Source organism: Stenotrophomonas sp. 220_Sma (assembly GCF_056487375.1).
In genome coordinates, this window is record NZ_CM151348.1 from 2,118,011 (window position 1) to 2,132,501 (window position 14,491).

At 67.9% G+C, this 14,491-nt stretch carries 17 protein-coding genes; 7 read left to right on the top strand and 10 right to left on the bottom strand.

Features of this window, described 5'->3' with window-relative positions; genetic code table 11:
* Positions 1-29: 29 nt before the first annotated feature.
* From ACZLIB_RS10015 to ACZLIB_RS10025, 3 genes are all read left to right on the top strand, one after another.
* Positions 30-3,179: a multidrug efflux RND transporter permease subunit gene (locus tag ACZLIB_RS10015; protein WP_478469765.1), complete on the top strand. Its 3,150-nt coding sequence runs from the start codon at positions 30-32 to the stop codon at positions 3,177-3,179.
* Positions 3,160-3,552 (top strand): nuclear transport factor 2 family protein, encoded by a 393-nt coding sequence (locus ACZLIB_RS10020; protein ID WP_478469767.1) that lies wholly within the window; start codon positions 3,160-3,162, stop codon positions 3,550-3,552. Before ACZLIB_RS10015 ends, ACZLIB_RS10020 begins: the two co-directional genes overlap by 20 nt.
* Positions 3,553-3,635: 83 nt before the next feature.
* The gene (locus ACZLIB_RS10025; RefSeq protein WP_478469769.1) at positions 3,636-4,343 is read left to right on the top strand and encodes a COG3650 family protein; all 708 of its coding nucleotides are present in this window, start codon (positions 3,636-3,638) and stop codon (positions 4,341-4,343) included.
* Between the two features lie 50 nt (positions 4,344-4,393).
* Here the strand turns inward: ACZLIB_RS10025 and ACZLIB_RS10030 are convergent, their stop codons facing one another.
* The 6 genes from ACZLIB_RS10030 to ACZLIB_RS10055 all read right to left on the bottom strand — a co-directional run bounded on the left by ACZLIB_RS10030 (position 4,394) and on the right by ACZLIB_RS10055 (position 8,489).
* Complete coding sequence (locus tag ACZLIB_RS10030) at positions 4,394-4,927, bottom strand: hypothetical protein (protein WP_478469771.1); 534 nt, start codon at positions 4,925-4,927, stop codon at positions 4,394-4,396.
* The gene (gene yeiP, locus ACZLIB_RS10035; RefSeq protein WP_005409468.1) at positions 4,917-5,483 is read right to left on the bottom strand and encodes an elongation factor P-like protein YeiP; all 567 of its coding nucleotides are present in this window, start codon (positions 5,481-5,483) and stop codon (positions 4,917-4,919) included. The genes ACZLIB_RS10030 and yeiP overlap by 11 nt, the downstream gene beginning before the upstream one ends.
* Before the next feature lie 49 nt (positions 5,484-5,532).
* Complete coding sequence (locus ACZLIB_RS10040; RefSeq protein ID WP_032128786.1) at positions 5,533-6,303, bottom strand: SDR family oxidoreductase; 771 nt, start codon at positions 6,301-6,303, stop codon at positions 5,533-5,535.
* Between the two features lie 100 nt (positions 6,304-6,403).
* Complete coding sequence (locus ACZLIB_RS10045) at positions 6,404-7,300, bottom strand: hydroxymethylglutaryl-CoA lyase (RefSeq protein ID WP_149909265.1); 897 nt, start codon at positions 7,298-7,300, stop codon at positions 6,404-6,406.
* Positions 7,297-7,698, bottom strand: coding sequence for a VOC family protein (locus ACZLIB_RS10050; RefSeq protein ID WP_478469773.1), 402 nt, complete (start codon positions 7,696-7,698; stop codon positions 7,297-7,299). Before ACZLIB_RS10050 ends, ACZLIB_RS10045 begins: the two co-directional genes overlap by 4 nt.
* 2 nt (positions 7,699-7,700) lie before the next feature.
* The gene (locus tag ACZLIB_RS10055; protein ID WP_032128789.1) at positions 7,701-8,489 is read right to left on the bottom strand and encodes an enoyl-CoA hydratase-related protein; all 789 of its coding nucleotides are present in this window, start codon (positions 8,487-8,489) and stop codon (positions 7,701-7,703) included.
* A gap of 119 nt (positions 8,490-8,608) precedes the next feature.
* Here ACZLIB_RS10055 and ACZLIB_RS10060 point away from each other — a divergent pair, with 119 nt between their 5' ends.
* The 3 genes from ACZLIB_RS10060 to ACZLIB_RS10070 are packed head-to-tail and all read left to right on the top strand — an operon-like array spanning position 8,609 to position 10,979.
* Positions 8,609-8,863 (top strand): FeoA family protein, encoded by a 255-nt coding sequence (locus ACZLIB_RS10060; RefSeq protein ID WP_032128790.1) that lies wholly within the window; start codon positions 8,609-8,611, stop codon positions 8,861-8,863.
* On the top strand, positions 8,860-10,725 hold the full coding sequence (gene feoB / locus ACZLIB_RS10065) for a ferrous iron transporter B (RefSeq protein WP_478469775.1): 1,866 nt from the start codon (positions 8,860-8,862) through the stop codon (positions 10,723-10,725). Before ACZLIB_RS10060 ends, feoB begins: the two co-directional genes overlap by 4 nt.
* Entirely contained in the window at positions 10,725-10,979 is a 255-nt protein-coding gene (locus ACZLIB_RS10070; RefSeq protein ID WP_049400125.1) for a DUF6587 family protein, read from the top strand. The genes feoB and ACZLIB_RS10070 overlap by 1 nt, the downstream gene beginning before the upstream one ends.
* A 69-nt stretch (positions 10,980-11,048) precedes the next feature.
* Here ACZLIB_RS10070 and ACZLIB_RS10075 read toward each other — a convergent pair whose 3' ends face one another.
* The 4 genes from ACZLIB_RS10075 to ACZLIB_RS10090 all read right to left on the bottom strand — a co-directional run bounded on the left by ACZLIB_RS10075 (position 11,049) and on the right by ACZLIB_RS10090 (position 13,425).
* Positions 11,049-11,510 (bottom strand): DUF4304 domain-containing protein, encoded by a 462-nt coding sequence (locus ACZLIB_RS10075; protein ID WP_277779189.1) that lies wholly within the window; start codon positions 11,508-11,510, stop codon positions 11,049-11,051.
* 116 nt (positions 11,511-11,626) lie between these two features.
* A complete protein-coding gene (locus ACZLIB_RS10080) occupies positions 11,627-12,208 on the bottom strand; it encodes an NAD(P)H-dependent oxidoreductase (protein WP_279913338.1) in 582 nt (193 codons plus the stop codon).
* Between the two features lie 55 nt (positions 12,209-12,263).
* Positions 12,264-12,659, bottom strand: a complete 396-nt coding sequence (locus ACZLIB_RS10085; RefSeq protein ID WP_032128795.1) for a MerR family transcriptional regulator — start codon at positions 12,657-12,659, stop codon at positions 12,264-12,266.
* Positions 12,660-12,663: 4 nt separating this feature from the next.
* Positions 12,664-13,425, bottom strand: a complete 762-nt coding sequence (locus ACZLIB_RS10090; RefSeq protein ID WP_434060514.1) for a 3-oxoacyl-ACP reductase — start codon at positions 13,423-13,425, stop codon at positions 12,664-12,666.
* Between the two features lie 138 nt (positions 13,426-13,563).
* Between ACZLIB_RS10090 and ACZLIB_RS10095 the strand changes: the two genes are divergently transcribed.
* Positions 13,564-14,244: a 4-hydroxy-tetrahydrodipicolinate reductase gene (locus tag ACZLIB_RS10095; protein ID WP_049400120.1), complete on the top strand. Its 681-nt coding sequence runs from the start codon at positions 13,564-13,566 to the stop codon at positions 14,242-14,244.
* The last annotated feature ends 247 nt before the right edge of the window (positions 14,245-14,491 follow it).

The following is a 14,491-nucleotide window of genomic DNA, read 5'->3' on the forward strand; positions in this document are numbered from 1 at the left end:
CCGGGCCAGCCCATCCAGGAAAATCCAACATGGCACGTTTTTTCATCGATCGCCCGGTGTTCGCCTGGGTGCTGGCGATCTTCATCATCCTGGCCGGCGTACTGGCGATTCCGCGCTTGGCCGTGGAGCGCTATCCGGCGGTCGCACCGCCCAGCGTCAGCATCTATGCCAGCTACCCGGGTGCCAGCCCGCAGACGCTGAATGATGCGGTGGTCGGCCTGATCGAGCGCGAGCTGTCCAGCGTCAAGCACCTGCTGTACTTCGAATCGTCGGTGGACACCTCCGGCGAAGCCTCGATTACTGCGACCTTCAAGCCCGGTACCAACCCGGAGCTGGCGCAGGTGGACGTGCAGAACCGGATCAAGGCGATCGAGCCGCGCCTGCCGCGCAGCGTGCGCCAGAACGGCCTGTTCGTGGAGGCCGCCGATTCCGGCTTCCTGATGCTGGTCGGCCTGCGTTCGCCGGATGCCAGCGTCAGCGAAGCCGCGCTGGGCGATTTCATGGCGCGCAACATCATCGAAGAGCTGCGCCGCATCGATGGCGTCGGCCGCGTGCAGCTGTTCGGTGCCGAACAGGCGATGCGCGTTTGGCTGGACCCGGCCCGGTTGACCGGCTACGGCCTGACCATGGGCGATGTGGCCAGCGCCATCGAGCAGCAGAACCTGGAGATCTCGCCGGGACGCATCGGTGATTCGCCGGGTGTTCCGGGCCAGCGCATCACCGTGCCGCTCAGCGCCGATGGGCAGCTGTCCACGCCGGAGCAGTTCGCAGCCATCGTGCTGCGCGCCGGGGCAGACGGTTCACGGGTGGTGCTGGGCGATGTCGCCCGCGTCGAACTGGGCGCGCAGAGCTATGCGTGGGGCACCCGCGAGGATGGCCACCCGGCCACCGCCGCCGGCGTGCAGTTGCGTCCTGGCGCGAACGCAGTGCGCACCGCGTCGGCGGTCCGTGAGCGCATGGCCGAACTGGCGCCGCTGCTGCCGCGCGGCGTGGAGTCGAGCATTCCGTTCGACACCGCACCGTTCGTGAAGATCTCGATCCAGAAGGTGGTGCAGACGCTGCTGGAGGCCATGCTGCTGGTGTTCGCGGTGATGTACCTGTTCCTGCAGAACTGGCGCTACACGCTGATTCCGGCGCTGGTCGCACCGATCGCGCTGCTCGGCACCTTCGCGGTGATGCTGGCACTGGGCTTCTCGATCAACGTGCTGACCATGTTCGGCATGGTGCTGGCGATCGGCATCATCGTCGACGACGCCATCGTGGTGGTCGAGGGCGTGGAACGGATCATGGCCGAGGAAGGACTGCCGCCGCGCGAGGCCACCATCAAGGCGATGCGCGAGCTGACCGGTGCGGTGATCGGCATCACCCTGGTGCTGACCGCTGTGTTCATTCCGATGGCCTTGGCCAGCGGCTCGGTGGGCGCGATCTACCGCCAGTTCACCGTGGCGATGGCGGTGTCGATCCTGTTCTCGGCGCTGCTGGCATTGAGCCTGACGCCGGCGCTGTGCGCGACCCTGCTGCGCCCGAATACCCATGGACACCATGGTCGTGTCGGGCTGTTCGGTGCCTTCAATCGTGGCTTCGAGGCGATGACCGGGCGCTACCAGCGTGGCGTGGCCTCGGTGCTGCAGCGCAGTGGGCGGGTGATGGGCGTGTTCGCCGCACTGGTGGTGGCGCTGCTGCTGGGCCTGCACTGGTTGCCGGGTGCGTTCCTGCCGGAAGAAGACCAGGGCTATTTCATGACATCGATCCAGCTGCCTGCCGAAGCCACGGCCGAGCGCACGCTGGCCGTGGTCGAAGCCTACGAGCGGCATGTGGCGTCACGCCCGGGCATCGGCTCCAACCAGTCGATCCTTGGCTACAGCTTCTCTGGCTCCGGTCCGAGCGCGGCGCTGACCTACACCATGCTCAAGGACTGGGGCGAGCGCGCAGGCGCCACCGCAGCCGGCGAGGTGGAGGCCGCGCAGAAGGCGATGTCCACGATTGCCGAGGGCGAGGTGATGAGCGTGATGCCGCCGGCGATCGACAGCCTGGGCCGTTCGTCCGGGTTCTCGCTCGCCCTGCAGGCGCGTACCGGGCAGAGCCAGGCCGAACTGCGCGCGGCCCTGCAGCAGCTGCTGAAGCTGGCCGAGGCCAGCCCGCTGCTGTCCGAGGTGCATGCCGATGGCCTGCCGGCAGGCACCAGCGTGCGGCTGGACATCGACCGGGCCAAGGCCGAGGCGATGGGGGTGGGCTTCGAACACATCAGCAGCACGCTGTCGGCTGCGATGGGCTCGCAGTACGTCAATGACTTCCCCAACAAGGGCCGGTTGCAGCAGGTGATCCTGCAGGCAGACGCCTCGCACCGGATGGAACTGGAGGACGTGCTGAAGCTGTACGTGCGGAACAGCGAGGGCGGCATGGTGGCGTTGTCCGAACTGGTGACCCCGCACTGGACTGAGGCGCCGCTGCAGCTGCAGCGCTACCTCGGCTTCCCGGCGCTGAACCTGTCCGGCGCCCCGGCCTCCGGCGTGTCGACCGGCCAGGCCATGGCGGAGATGGAGCGGCTGGCCGAAAAACTGCCGTCCGGCTTCGCCCTGCAGTGGACCAGCCAGTCGCTGCAGGAGCGTGAGTCGGGCGCGCAGGCGCCGTGGCTGCTGCTGTTGTCGATGCTGGTGGTGTTCCTGGTGCTGGCGGCGCTGTACGAGAGCTGGTCGATTCCGCTGGCGGTGATGCTGGTGGTGCCGTTGGGCCTGCTCGGCGCGGTCGCCGCCGTGTTGTTGCGCGGCATGCCCAACGACGTGTTCTTCAAGGTCGGCATGATCACGGTGATCGGGCTGTCGGCGAAGAACGCGATCCTCATCGTCGAGTTCGCACGCCAGCTGCAGCAGCAGGGCCGTGGCCTGGTCGAAGCGGCCTTGGAAGCGGCACGGCTGCGCCTGCGGCCGATCGTGATGACCTCGCTGGCGTTCGCGCTGGGCGTGGTGCCGCTGATGCTGGCACAGGGCGCGTCGAAGGAAACCCAGCAGGCGATTGGAACCGGTGTGTTCGGCGGCATGGTCAGTGCGACCGTGCTGGCGGTGTTCTTCGTGCCGGTCTTCTATGTAGTGGTGCAGGGCGCGCGGCAGTGGATCGCGCAGCGCCTGCGCAGGCGCCGGCCGATGCCGGAAGGATCCGTGGATGGAACGGGACATCGTTGAAGATCTGCATGAGCGGCAGCTGGCAGCGCTGGAACAGCGCCTGCGGCAGGCATTGCTGGATGACGACCACGATGCGCTGACCGCGCTGGTATCGCCGGCCTTGTTCATGATGGACAGGCAGGGCGGGCGCATGCTCGATCTGCCCTGGCTGGGTGACTGGCTGGCCGGGAGCCTGCAGGTGCGAAGCCTGCAGTCGTACGCGGTGGAAACGCTGCTGTGCGGACGCCTGGCATTGTTGTCCAGTGACGTGCGCTTGTCGGTGCGCGGGCAGGGCCAGGAGCGCGAGCTGAAACTGCGCCTGCTGCGGGTCTGGACCTGCAGTTCCGGCGACAGTGGCGCACAGCTGCTGTCGATGGCGGTGCTGGCCGCGTGAGTGCGGTCAGGCCGCTTTCAGGCCCCGCTCACCGGCAGGTGGTAGGGTCGAAGATCTCTGTAGTGTCGACAAGGAGTCGAGCCATGCGTGTAGTCCCCAGTCTGTTGGCAGCCTCCCTCGGGTTGGTCCTGGCCGCGTGCCAGCCGGCACAGCCACCCGCTGCGGGCGGCACTGATGCCGCGCCGCCGGCCGCGCCCGAACCGGCTGCCAGCACCGGTGCCGGTACCGGTGCCGGTACCGGCAGCGAGACCATGTACCGGTGTGGTGATCTGAACGTGCGCGCGACCTTCAATGGCGAGGATGCGGCGACGGTAGTGATCGGCGAACGTACCTTCGCCATGACTTCCGAGCGTGCGGCGTCGGGCGCGAAGTATGGCGATGGCCAGGGCAACAGCTTCTGGACCAAGGGCAGCGATGACGGCCTGTTGAGCCTGAAGGGCGAAGCCGATCGCGAGTGCCATGCGGTCGAAGCCACCGAAGGCGATGGCAGCGCCGGCAATGCCGCGTTCCGTGCCACCGGCAACGAACCGGGGTGGCTCGCGGTCGTAGATGGCGACACGCCAGGCCTGCAGGTGGAAGTCGATTACGGTGAGCGCCGCTTCGACGTGGCCAAACCCACCGAAGGCGCTGACGGCTGGAGCGGCAAGGCGTCCGACGGTTCCGACGTCAAGCTCAGCTTCCAGCGCACCACCTGCCAGGACGACATGAGTGGTGAGGCGTTCGAGGCCAAGGTGAACCTGACCATCGGCACCCGCCAGTACCACGGCTGCGGCAATTTCGGCGCGAAGTAACGCCCGATTCCGCGGATCGGTGACGCCGGGCCATGCCCGGCGTGCATCGATCAGCCCCCGCAGGGCTTCAGGTCGAGGCCGAAGTCCAGGTCATAGCGGCCGTTGATCCCGATCAGCGCTGCGCGGACAGCGCAGTCACCGCGATGACGCGCGACCAGATCGGTGAAGATCTTCTCGCGGCCCTCGCAGTACTTCGCGCTGGCCTCTTCCAGTTCGCGGCGACGCTCGTCGTCGTACGGCTCTTCGCCGGCGAAATGCTGGCAGGTGTTCTCGCGCGCGAGGAAGGCCTGCACGTCGGCCGGCATCGCGCAGTAGATGCGCACGTCGTCGACGTCATACACATCCTCCGGGACCGGACAGCCTGCGGCTGCACGTACCTTGTCCAGGTCCTCTTCGCCCGAGGGCTGCTCGGTAGCGGGCTCCGCTTCGGCGATGGCCTCCACGGCGGCCGGTGCCTCCACCGCTGGTGCGGCGGTCACGGCCGGTTCGGCTGGCGTGGCGTCGGCAGCATTGTCCGCTGCCTGCGGCGAACATGCCGCAAGCAGGGACAGGCAACCGATCAGCGCAAGGCGCTTAGTCGGCACGGCCAGCGAACTCACCGGTGGCGGTGTTCACCAGCACGCGCTCGCCGTTGACGATGTACTCCGGCACCATGATTTCGATGCCGGTGTTGAGCTTGGCCGGCTTCGGGCGCTTGGTGGCGGTGCCGCCCTTCAGTTCCGGCGGCGTCTCGATCACTTCCAGCACCACCGAGGCAGGCAGCTGGATCGCCACCGGCTGCTCGTCGATCACCTGCACGTAGATGCCGGTCAGGCCGTCGGTGATGTAGCCGGCGTCGTCGCCGATCACGTCCGCGTCCAGGGTGTACGGGGTGTAGTCCTCGTCATCGAGGAACACGAAGGCATCGCCGTCCTTGTACGAATAGGTGGACTGGCGGCGCAGCAGTTCGACTTCGACCAGGTTGTCGTCGGCATCGAAGCTGGCGTCGAGCTTGTTGCCGCCCGGCACGCTGTACATGATGAAGCGGAAGCGGACGTTGCCGCCGCGACCCTGCGGCGAGCTGCGCTCGATGTCGCGGATCTGGTACACGCCGTTGTTGTACTCGACGACGTTGCCCTTCTTGATGTCGTTGGCTTTCATGGTGATCTAGGTCGTTGGGGGAGGGCGCCGTCCCGGCGCCAGGGGGGAATCACTTCGGAGCGAGGCGGGTAGCGCCGTCCAGGCGGATGGTCTCGCCATTGAGGTAGGTGTTGCCGAGGATGAAGCCGACCAGGCTGGCGAAGTCTTCCGGCTTGCCCAGGCGCGACGGGAACGGAATCGAGGCGGCCAGCGACTGCTGCACGGCCTCGGGCATGCCGTCCACCATCGGCGTCCAGAACACGCCTGGAGCAATCGTATTGACGCGGATGCCGAAGCGCGACAGTTCGCGCGCCATCGGCAGCGTCATCGACACCACGCCACCCTTGCTGGCGGCATACGCGGCCTGGCCGATCTGGCCTTCGTAGGCGGCGATGCTGGCGGTGTTGATGATCACGCCGCGCTCGCCATCGGTACCGGCCTCGTTGTGCTGCATGCGGTTGGCCGCGGCCTTGGCCACGTTGAAGCTGCCTACCAGGTTGACCATCACCGTGCCCTGGAAGCCGGCCAGCGGCATCGGACCTTCCTTGCCCAGCACGCGGCCAGCGCCGAGGATGCCGGCGCAGTTCATCGCCACGTTCAGGCCACCGAGGAACTCGTGGGCCTGGTCGATGGCTGCCGAGACGGCCGCTTCATCACTGACGTTGACGTTGAAGTAGCGGGCCTTGTCGGCACCCAGATCGGCGACGGCGGAGGCGCCCTTGTCGTCGTTGAGGTCGAACAGGGCCACCTTGCCGCCCTGGGCGACGAGGTGCTGGGCCACGGCCAGGCCGAGGCCGGAGACGCCGCCAGTGATCACGGCACGTACGGAAGACAGCTGCATTGCACGGTCCTGCAGGTTCGAGAACCGCCGATTCTAACGGAAGCCGCGACCGCCGCTGTTGTGCACTGCGCCGCCGGTGCAGGGCGGCGCAGTGCGGCGGTCAGCCGGCGGCGGCCAGCGCCTGGCCGGTGCGGCTGGCGGTGGCGCGTCCGAGCAGGCCGGCCAGCCAGCGGCCGGTTTCGGCCAGTGCCGGCAGGTCCACGCCGCTGTCCAGGCCCAGGCCCTGCAGCAGGTAGACCACGTCCTCGCTGGCGACATTGCCGCTGGCGCCCTTCGCGTACGGGCAACCACCGGCGCCGGAGACGGCGCTGTCGACCACGCGCACGCCTTCTTCCAGGCAGGTGGCGATGTTGGCGATGGCCTGGCCATAGGTGTCGTGGAAGTGCACGGCCAGTGCGGCCATCGGAATCTCGGCGGCAACCGCCTGCAGCATTGCCCGAGCCTTGCGCGGGGTGCCGACGCCGATGGTGTCGCCCAGCGAGATTTCGTAACAGCCCATCTGGTGCAGGGCACGCGCCACCCGCACCACGTCGGCCAGTGGCACCTCGCCCTGGTAGGGGCAGCCGAGTACGGTGGACACGTAACCGCGCACGCGCACGCCATCGGCGGCGGCGCGGCGCAGGATCGGCTCGAACCGGGCCAGCGATTCGTCGATGCCGGCATTGGTGTTGGTGCGGTTGAACGCCTCCGAAGCGGCGGTGAACACCGCCACTTCCTCCACGCCCACCGCACGGGCGCGGTCGTAGCCCTGTTCGTTCGGCACCAGCACCGGGTAGTGGATGCCGGGCTGGCGCTGGATGCCGGCATAGACCTCGGCGGCGTCGGCCAACTGCGGGATCCACTTCGGGCTGACGAAGCTGGTCGCCTCGATGCTGCGCAGGCCGGTGGCCGACAGGCGGTTGATCAGTTCGATCTTGTCGGCGGTGGACACCGACTGCTTTTCGTTCTGCAGACCGTCACGCGGGCCGACCTCGACGATGCGGACGTAGTCGCTCATGCGGCCACCTCGTCGGCAGGGCGGTGGCAGACCGCCTCGATGTTGTTGCCATCCGGGTCGAGCACGAAGGCGCCGTAGTAGTCGGGGTGGTACCACGGGCGCAGGCCCGGCGCGCCGTTGTCGCGTCCGCCGGCGGCGAGGGCAGCGGCATGGAAGGCGTCCACCTGGTCGCGGCTGGCGCAGGCGAAGGCCACGTGCACACCGTGGCTGGCGGTGCCGCCATTGCCGAGCCAGAAGAACGGCTTGCCCTCGCTGCCGAAGCCGATGTGGTCGTGCGCGCCGGTCTGTTCGGCGGTGACTTCCATCACCACGCCGATCTGCAGCGGCGCCAGCGCCTGCAGGAAGAAGGCCTTGCTGCGCGCCAGGTCGGCGCTGGTCAAACCAAGATGATCGAGCATGTTCAGGCTTCCGTGACCCAGTGGGGCGCGCGCTTGTCGAGGAAGGCGCCCAGGCCTTCCTGGCCCTCGGCGGACACCCGCAGGCGCGCGATCAGGGCGGCATTATCGCGATCCAGGGCATCGCGGTCATGGCTGTCACGCACCTGCCGCACCAGCTGCTTGGCGCTGGAAGAAGCGATCGGGCCGGCCTTGTCGAGCAGGGCCAGCTGGCGTTGCACGGCCTCGTCCAGGCGTTCCGGCTCGACCAGCTGGTGGACCAGGCCGATGCGCAGCGCGGTATCGGCATCGAAGTGCTCGCCGGTGGCGAACCAGCGACGGGCCTGGCGCGGGCCGATGGCCTCGATCACGTAGGGCGAGATCACCGCCGGCAGCAGGCCGAGGCGGCTTTCGGTCAGGCCGAAGCGGGCCGCGGTGCTGGCGATGGCGATGTCGCAGCAGGCGACCAGGCCGACGCCGCCACCGAAGGCCGCGCCGTGGACCCGGGCCAGGGTCGGCTTGGGCAGCTCGTCCAGGGTGCGCATCAGCCGCGCCAGGGCCAGCGAGTCCTCGCGGTTGTCGGCCTCGCTGGCGGCGGCCATGCCACGCATCCACTGCATGTCGGCGCCGGCCGAGAAGGAGGCGCCGTGGCCGGCCACCACTACCGCGCGCACCGCGTCGTCGCGTCCGGCGGCTTCGAGGGCGGCGGTCAGCCGCGCTATCAAGCCGGCGTCAAAGGCATTGTGCAGCTCGGGCCGGTTCAGCCAGAGGGTGAGGACGGCGCCGCTGCGCTCGATCTGCAAAGCATCGTTCATGGGATTCCAGGGTCACTCCATACCTGTATGGATCATAGCGGGCCATTGGTCATGGGCCATGACGCGACGCGGGAATGTTAGAATCGAGAACCATTTACATCCAGCAGAGAATGCGCTAGATGACGCTGTCCGAACTGCCGCTGCACGCCTCGGCCGTGGTCGAGTCCGTGCAGGACCTCCATGCCAACGATGCCATCGCCCGTCGCCTGCGCGAGCTGGGTTTCGTGAAGGGCGAGGAAGTGCGCCTGGTGGCCAAGGGCCCGGTCGGTGGCGAGCCGCTGCTGGTGCAGGTCGGGTTTACCCGGTTTGCGCTGCGGATCAGTGAAGCCAAGCGCGTCGTGGTCGACGCCAACCGCCAGGAGCGTCGCGCATGACCGCTGCAACTTCTACCGCGCCCCTGCGCATTGCGCTGGTCGGTAACCCCAACAGTGGCAAGACCGCGCTGTTCAACCAGCTGACCGGCAGCCGGCAGAAGGTTGCCAACTACACCGGCGTCACCGTCGAGCGCAAGGAAGGCCGCCTGCGCGCGCCGTCCGGCCGCGAGTTCGCCGTACTCGACCTGCCGGGCGCCTACAGCCTGCACCCGGCCAGCCTGGACGAGGCAATCACCCGTGACCTGTGCCGGGGCTTCTACCCGGGCGAGGCTGCACCGGACGTGCTGCTGTGCGTGATCGACGCCACCAACCTGCGCCTGCACCTGCGCTTCGCGCTGGAACTGCGCGAGCTGGGCAAGCCGATGGTGGTTGCGCTGAACATGGTCGATGCGGCCCAGCGCCGTGGCATCCAGGTGGACGTGGCCGCGCTGGAGCGCGAGCTGGGCGTGCCGGTGGTGGAAACCGTGGCGGTGCGCAAGCAGGGCGCCAAGGCCCTGGTCGAGCGCCTCGATGCGATGGTGCCGCACCTGGATGCGCCGGTGCCGGGCCCGGAAGGTGGCATCGACTACCACGCCAAGGTGCGCGAGATCCTGTCGGTGGCCGTGCGCATGCCGGCACGGACCGCCAAAGTCGACGACGCGCTGGACCGCTGGCTGCTGCACCCGGTGTTCGGCCTGATCAGCCTGGCGGTGGTGATGTTCCTGATCTTCCAGGCGGTGTATGCCTGGGCGACACCGTTGATGGATGGCATCGAGGCCGGTTTCGCCTGGCTTGGTGCCTTCGTTGGCAGCGTGCTGCCGGAAGGCCCGTTGGCCAGCCTGCTGACTGACGGCATCATCGCCGGTGTGGGTGGCGTGGTGGTGTTCCTCCCGCAGATCCTGATCCTGTTCTTCTTCATCCTGGTGCTGGAGGAATCCGGCTACCTGCCGCGTGCGGCGTTCCTGCTCGACCGCATGATGGCCGCCGCCGGCCTGTCCGGCCGCTCGTTCATCCCGCTGCTGTCCAGCTTCGCCTGCGCGGTGCCGGGCATCATGTCCACGCGCAGCATCCAGGACCCGCGTGACCGCCTGGCCACGATCCTGGTCGCGCCGCTGATGACCTGCTCGGCACGCCTGCCGGTGTATGCGCTGCTGATTGGCGCGTTCATCCCGCAGAAGACGGTGTGGGGCGTGTTCAACCAGCAGGGCCTGGTGCTGTTCGGCCTGTATGCGGCGGGCATCCTCAGTGCGCTGGCGATGTCGTGGATCATGAAGAAGTGGCGCCGCGACAAGAGCGAGCACCCGCTGATGCTGGAGCTGCCGTCATACCGCCTGCCGCACGTGCGCGACCTGGCGGTCGGCCTGTACGAGCGGGGCATGATCTTCCTCAAGCGTGTCGGCGGCATCATCCTGGCGCTGACCATCCTGCTGTGGGTGCTGCTGTCGTTCCCGGCGGCTCCGGCCGGCGCCACCATGCCGGCCATCGATTACAGCTATGCGGGCCAGATCGGCCATGCGATGGCGGTGTTCTTCGCGCCGCTGGGCTTCAACTGGCAGATCTGCATTGCGCTGATTCCGGGCCTGGCCGCGCGCGAAGTGGCGGTGTCCTCGCTGGCGACCGTGTACGCGCTGTCCGCAGCCGATGACGATGCCGCCAGCCAGGCGCTGACCCCGCTGATCAGCGACGGCTGGTCGCTGGCCACCGCGCTGTCGCTGCTGGTCTGGTACATCTACGCCCCGATGTGCATCTCGACGCTGGCCACCATCAAGCGCGAGACCAATTCGTGGAAGACGATGGCCTTCTCGGCGTTCTACCTGTTTGCTGGGGCCTACGTGGCGGCGCTGATCACCTACCAGGTGACCAAGGCGCTGGGAGGCGGCTGATGGACCGTGGACTGCTGCTGCAGTACCTGATCATTGCGGTGGCCGTGCTGGTCAGTGCCTGGGTGGTGTTGAAGAAGCAGTTCCCCGGCACCGTGCGCAAGCTGCGCGGGGCGCTGGCGCTGGCCCTGCTGAAGCCGGGCCGCGCTGCCTGGCTGCAGGCGCTGGGGCGGAAGATCGCACCGCCGGTGAGCGGAGGCGGTGGCGCCTGTGGCGGTTGCGACAGCTGCGGGCCGACGCCGCCCAAACAGCACTGAATGTGTCCTGGTAGGTGCGAACCTTGGTCCGCACACTCCTGGAGTCCATCCACGCATGGCGTGGATCTACTAGACCTCTCTGCGGATGAGCGCGCGGAAGTTCCCGTTCTGATTCAACCGCCGCACCGACTCCCGGTTTCCATGGGTTGTCGCGAAGCCCGCCACGTCGGCAAGGGCATCGAGCAGCAGGCATTTCATCCCATCGCGATTGCCGGCCTCCAGCAGATCATCCAGATCCTGCTGGATGAAAGCCCGGCGCAGGCCGGGCGTCTCTTCGATCCGCCAGTCGACATGGGGCGTGGGAATGCTGGAGCGGTACCTGAAAGCTGTTTCAAGATCGTCAGGTGCAAGGGGATACTCGAGCAGCTCTGGAAAGTAGAGCCCGGCATTCACATAGAAGCCCCGGCTTTCACTGGCGCGTTGGTGATTCACGACAAGCAGGGCGGCATCCAGCAAGCGGTAGCGGGTCGTCGACGTGCCGGAAAAGCCGGCCTTCCTGGCGCACTTGCTGAAGACAGTCGAGGATTTCATGGGCTTTGCCTGGGCCGTAAGAAGTGCCCACAGCCTTGAGGCACGGTGCCTGGCGGTCAATTGGCAAACGCGACACATGGAATGTGGCCGGCATTTCATCCACGCATGGCGTGGATCTACCTGGCGCGTGAACCCAGCTCTGCTGCCAACGCCAGCCACTTGCTGCGTTGTGCTGGGGTACTGCTGCGCACCGCACCGAGACGGCTGACCCGCACCGGGCGGATGCCGCAGAATTCCAGAATGGTGGCGCGGATCTGGGTGATGCCCGGGTCGCGGTAGATCCAGCGGTAGTACCAGGGCGGCGTATCCAGCGTGGTGATCACCCGCGCGCTGCGCCCGGCCAGCAGCCGGTCCCACCACACCGAATCGCGCCGGTAGCGGAAGGCGTACCCCGGCAGCAGCGCGCGATCGAAGAAGCCCTTCAACAACGCCGGCATCGCGCCCCACCAGGTCGGGTAGACCAGCACCAGGTGATCGCAGGCCTCGATCGCATCGGCGGCGTCCTGCAGATCGGCTTCCAGTGGCTGGATCTGGCGATAGCCATGCCGCAGCACCGGATCGAACTCGAGTTCACCCAATGCGATCAAGCGCACCCGGTGGCCGGCATTCTCGGCGGCGGTGGCGTAGCGCTGGGCGAGGGCGCCGCACAGGCTGTCGCGGTCGGGATGGCCGAGCAGGATCAGGATGGAACGGGACACGGCAACCTCGGGCAATGGAAAGTGCGCGAGGCTGCGGTCTGCCCCAAGGGCAGAGTCAAGCCTGGGTCGTGCAGCCGCTGGGTTCCAGCACGCAGTCATTGCTGCCGGAGAGCAGCCACTGCTGCAGTTCGTCGCTGACCTGCTGCAGGTCGAGCTCGACCTGCGCCAGCCGTGCCCGCTCGCTGGCAATGCGGCTGCGCTGCTGCTCAAGCAGGGTCAGCACTGCCTGCCAGTCGAGCCGCCCGTCGCGGCCCTGCAGGCGCGAGATTGCCGCCAGCGTGATACCCAGCCCCAGCGCCTGGCGGATCAGCTGCACCCAGGCCACATCCTGTTCGCTGTAGTCGCGGTAGCGGTTCAGTCGTGGCACCGGCGGCAGCAGGCCGCGCGCCTCGTACAGTCGGATGGCCTTGGCGCTGGCACCGGTCAGGCGGCTGACCTCGGAGATGCGCATCGGCTCAGTCCCGCACCAATCCGCCATCCACCACCAGGTTCTGGCCGGTCACCGCGCGTGACCACGGGCTGGCGAAGAACAGCGCGGCATCGGCGAATTCGGCCGGGGTGGTGACGCTGCGCAGCGGGGTGTTGGCGGCGATGTAGTCGAACACCGCTTCGGGCGTGGCGGAACTGGCATCGGTGGTGCGCAGCAGGCCGCCGGACAGCATGTTGACGGTGATGCCGTGCGGGCCGAGGTCGCCGGCCAGTGTGCGGGTCAGCGACAGCAGTGCGGCCTTGGCGGCGGTGTAGTCGTGGTAGGGCACGACCGGGTTCTGGAACAGGTTGGTGCCGATGTTGATCACACGGCCGAAGCGGCGGGCCTGCATGCCGGGCAGGGCGGCCTGCACGGTGTTCAGCGCGCCGCGCACGCTGCCCTCGAACTGCGCCTGGAAGGCCGGCCAGCCGATATCGGCGGCGCCGTCGCGGGCATCGCCATTGAACGAGAACGCTGCGAGTGCGTTGTTGACCACCGTGGTGACGCCCTGGCCGAAGTGGGCCAGGGCGTGCTGCAGCATCGCATCGACCTGGTTGCGATCAGTGACGTCGGCAGGCAGTGCGATTGCCTGTCCGCCCAGCTCGGCGGCCAGCGCTCGAGCGGTGCCTTCGCTGCGGTGGTAGTTGACGATGACGCGCGCACCCTGCGCAGCGAAGGCGCGGGCGATGTGCTTGCCAAGGCCGCGGCCGGCGCCAGTGACCAGCACCAGCTGTTCGCTGATCTGCATGAAGGAGCTGCCATCCATTGCATGAAAGGGCATGCAGCGTAGCAGCGATGGCGCTTGCCGGAGCGGGCGTGCTGCCGCTAGCCTGCAGGCATGAACCAGACTCCCCTGCGATTGCTCATTCACGGTGCCTCCGGGCGCATGGGCCAGGCCCTGCTGCGGCTGGCCGCCGAACATCCCGAAACCCTGCAGATCGTGGCTGCGGTAACCGGCCGTGCGCCGACCCAGCGCGTGGTCGACGGCGTGCCGTTCTTCGCGGCCAGCGAACTGCCTGGCGCGCCGGTGTTCGATGTGGCGATCGACTTCAGCCTGCCGGAGGGCTTCGACCCGATGCTGGCGCTGTGCGTGGAGCGGGGTGCGGGCCTGGTCTCGGGCACTACTGGCATCTCCAGCACACAGCGGCAGGCGCTGGAGGCCGCGGCGGCGTCCATCCCGCTGGTCTGGGCGTCGAATTTCAGCCTGGGCGTGGCGGTACTGGACGAGCTGGTCGAGCGCGCGGCGCAGGCGCTGGCCGGTTGGGACTGCGACATCGTCGAATCGCACCACACGCAGAAGAAGGACGCGCCGTCGGGCACCGCGCTGACCCTGGGCGCGGCCGCGCAGCGGGGTGGGGCGGAGCCGCATTACGCCAGCCTGCGTGCCGGTGACATCGTCGGCGAGCATCTGGTGCAGTTCACCGGCCTGGGTGAGCGCATCGAGCTGGTGCACCGGGCCACCAACCGCGACATCTTCGCCCGCGGCGCCCTGTTTGCCGCCCGCCAGCTGCAGGGCCGCGCCCCGGGCAGCTACCGGGTGCGGGACCTGCTGGACGGCCCCCGGTAACGGTCCAGGCCGATGGTAGATGCCAACCTTGGTTGGCAGGCTTTCCGGGAAGCGCCAACCAAGGTTGGCGTCTACCAGGGTCATGGCGGCCCGCATACGCCGCCGGATTGAAATGAATGCGCAATCGCCTGTTCATGAAGTGCGATAACCGCTGGCGCGAGCGCCCCGGCAGCGCTACAATTCGCACTCGCCGAATCACGAAAGCCGGACCGGTCCCAGACCGCACGTCCGCGCTTTTTTGCAACCG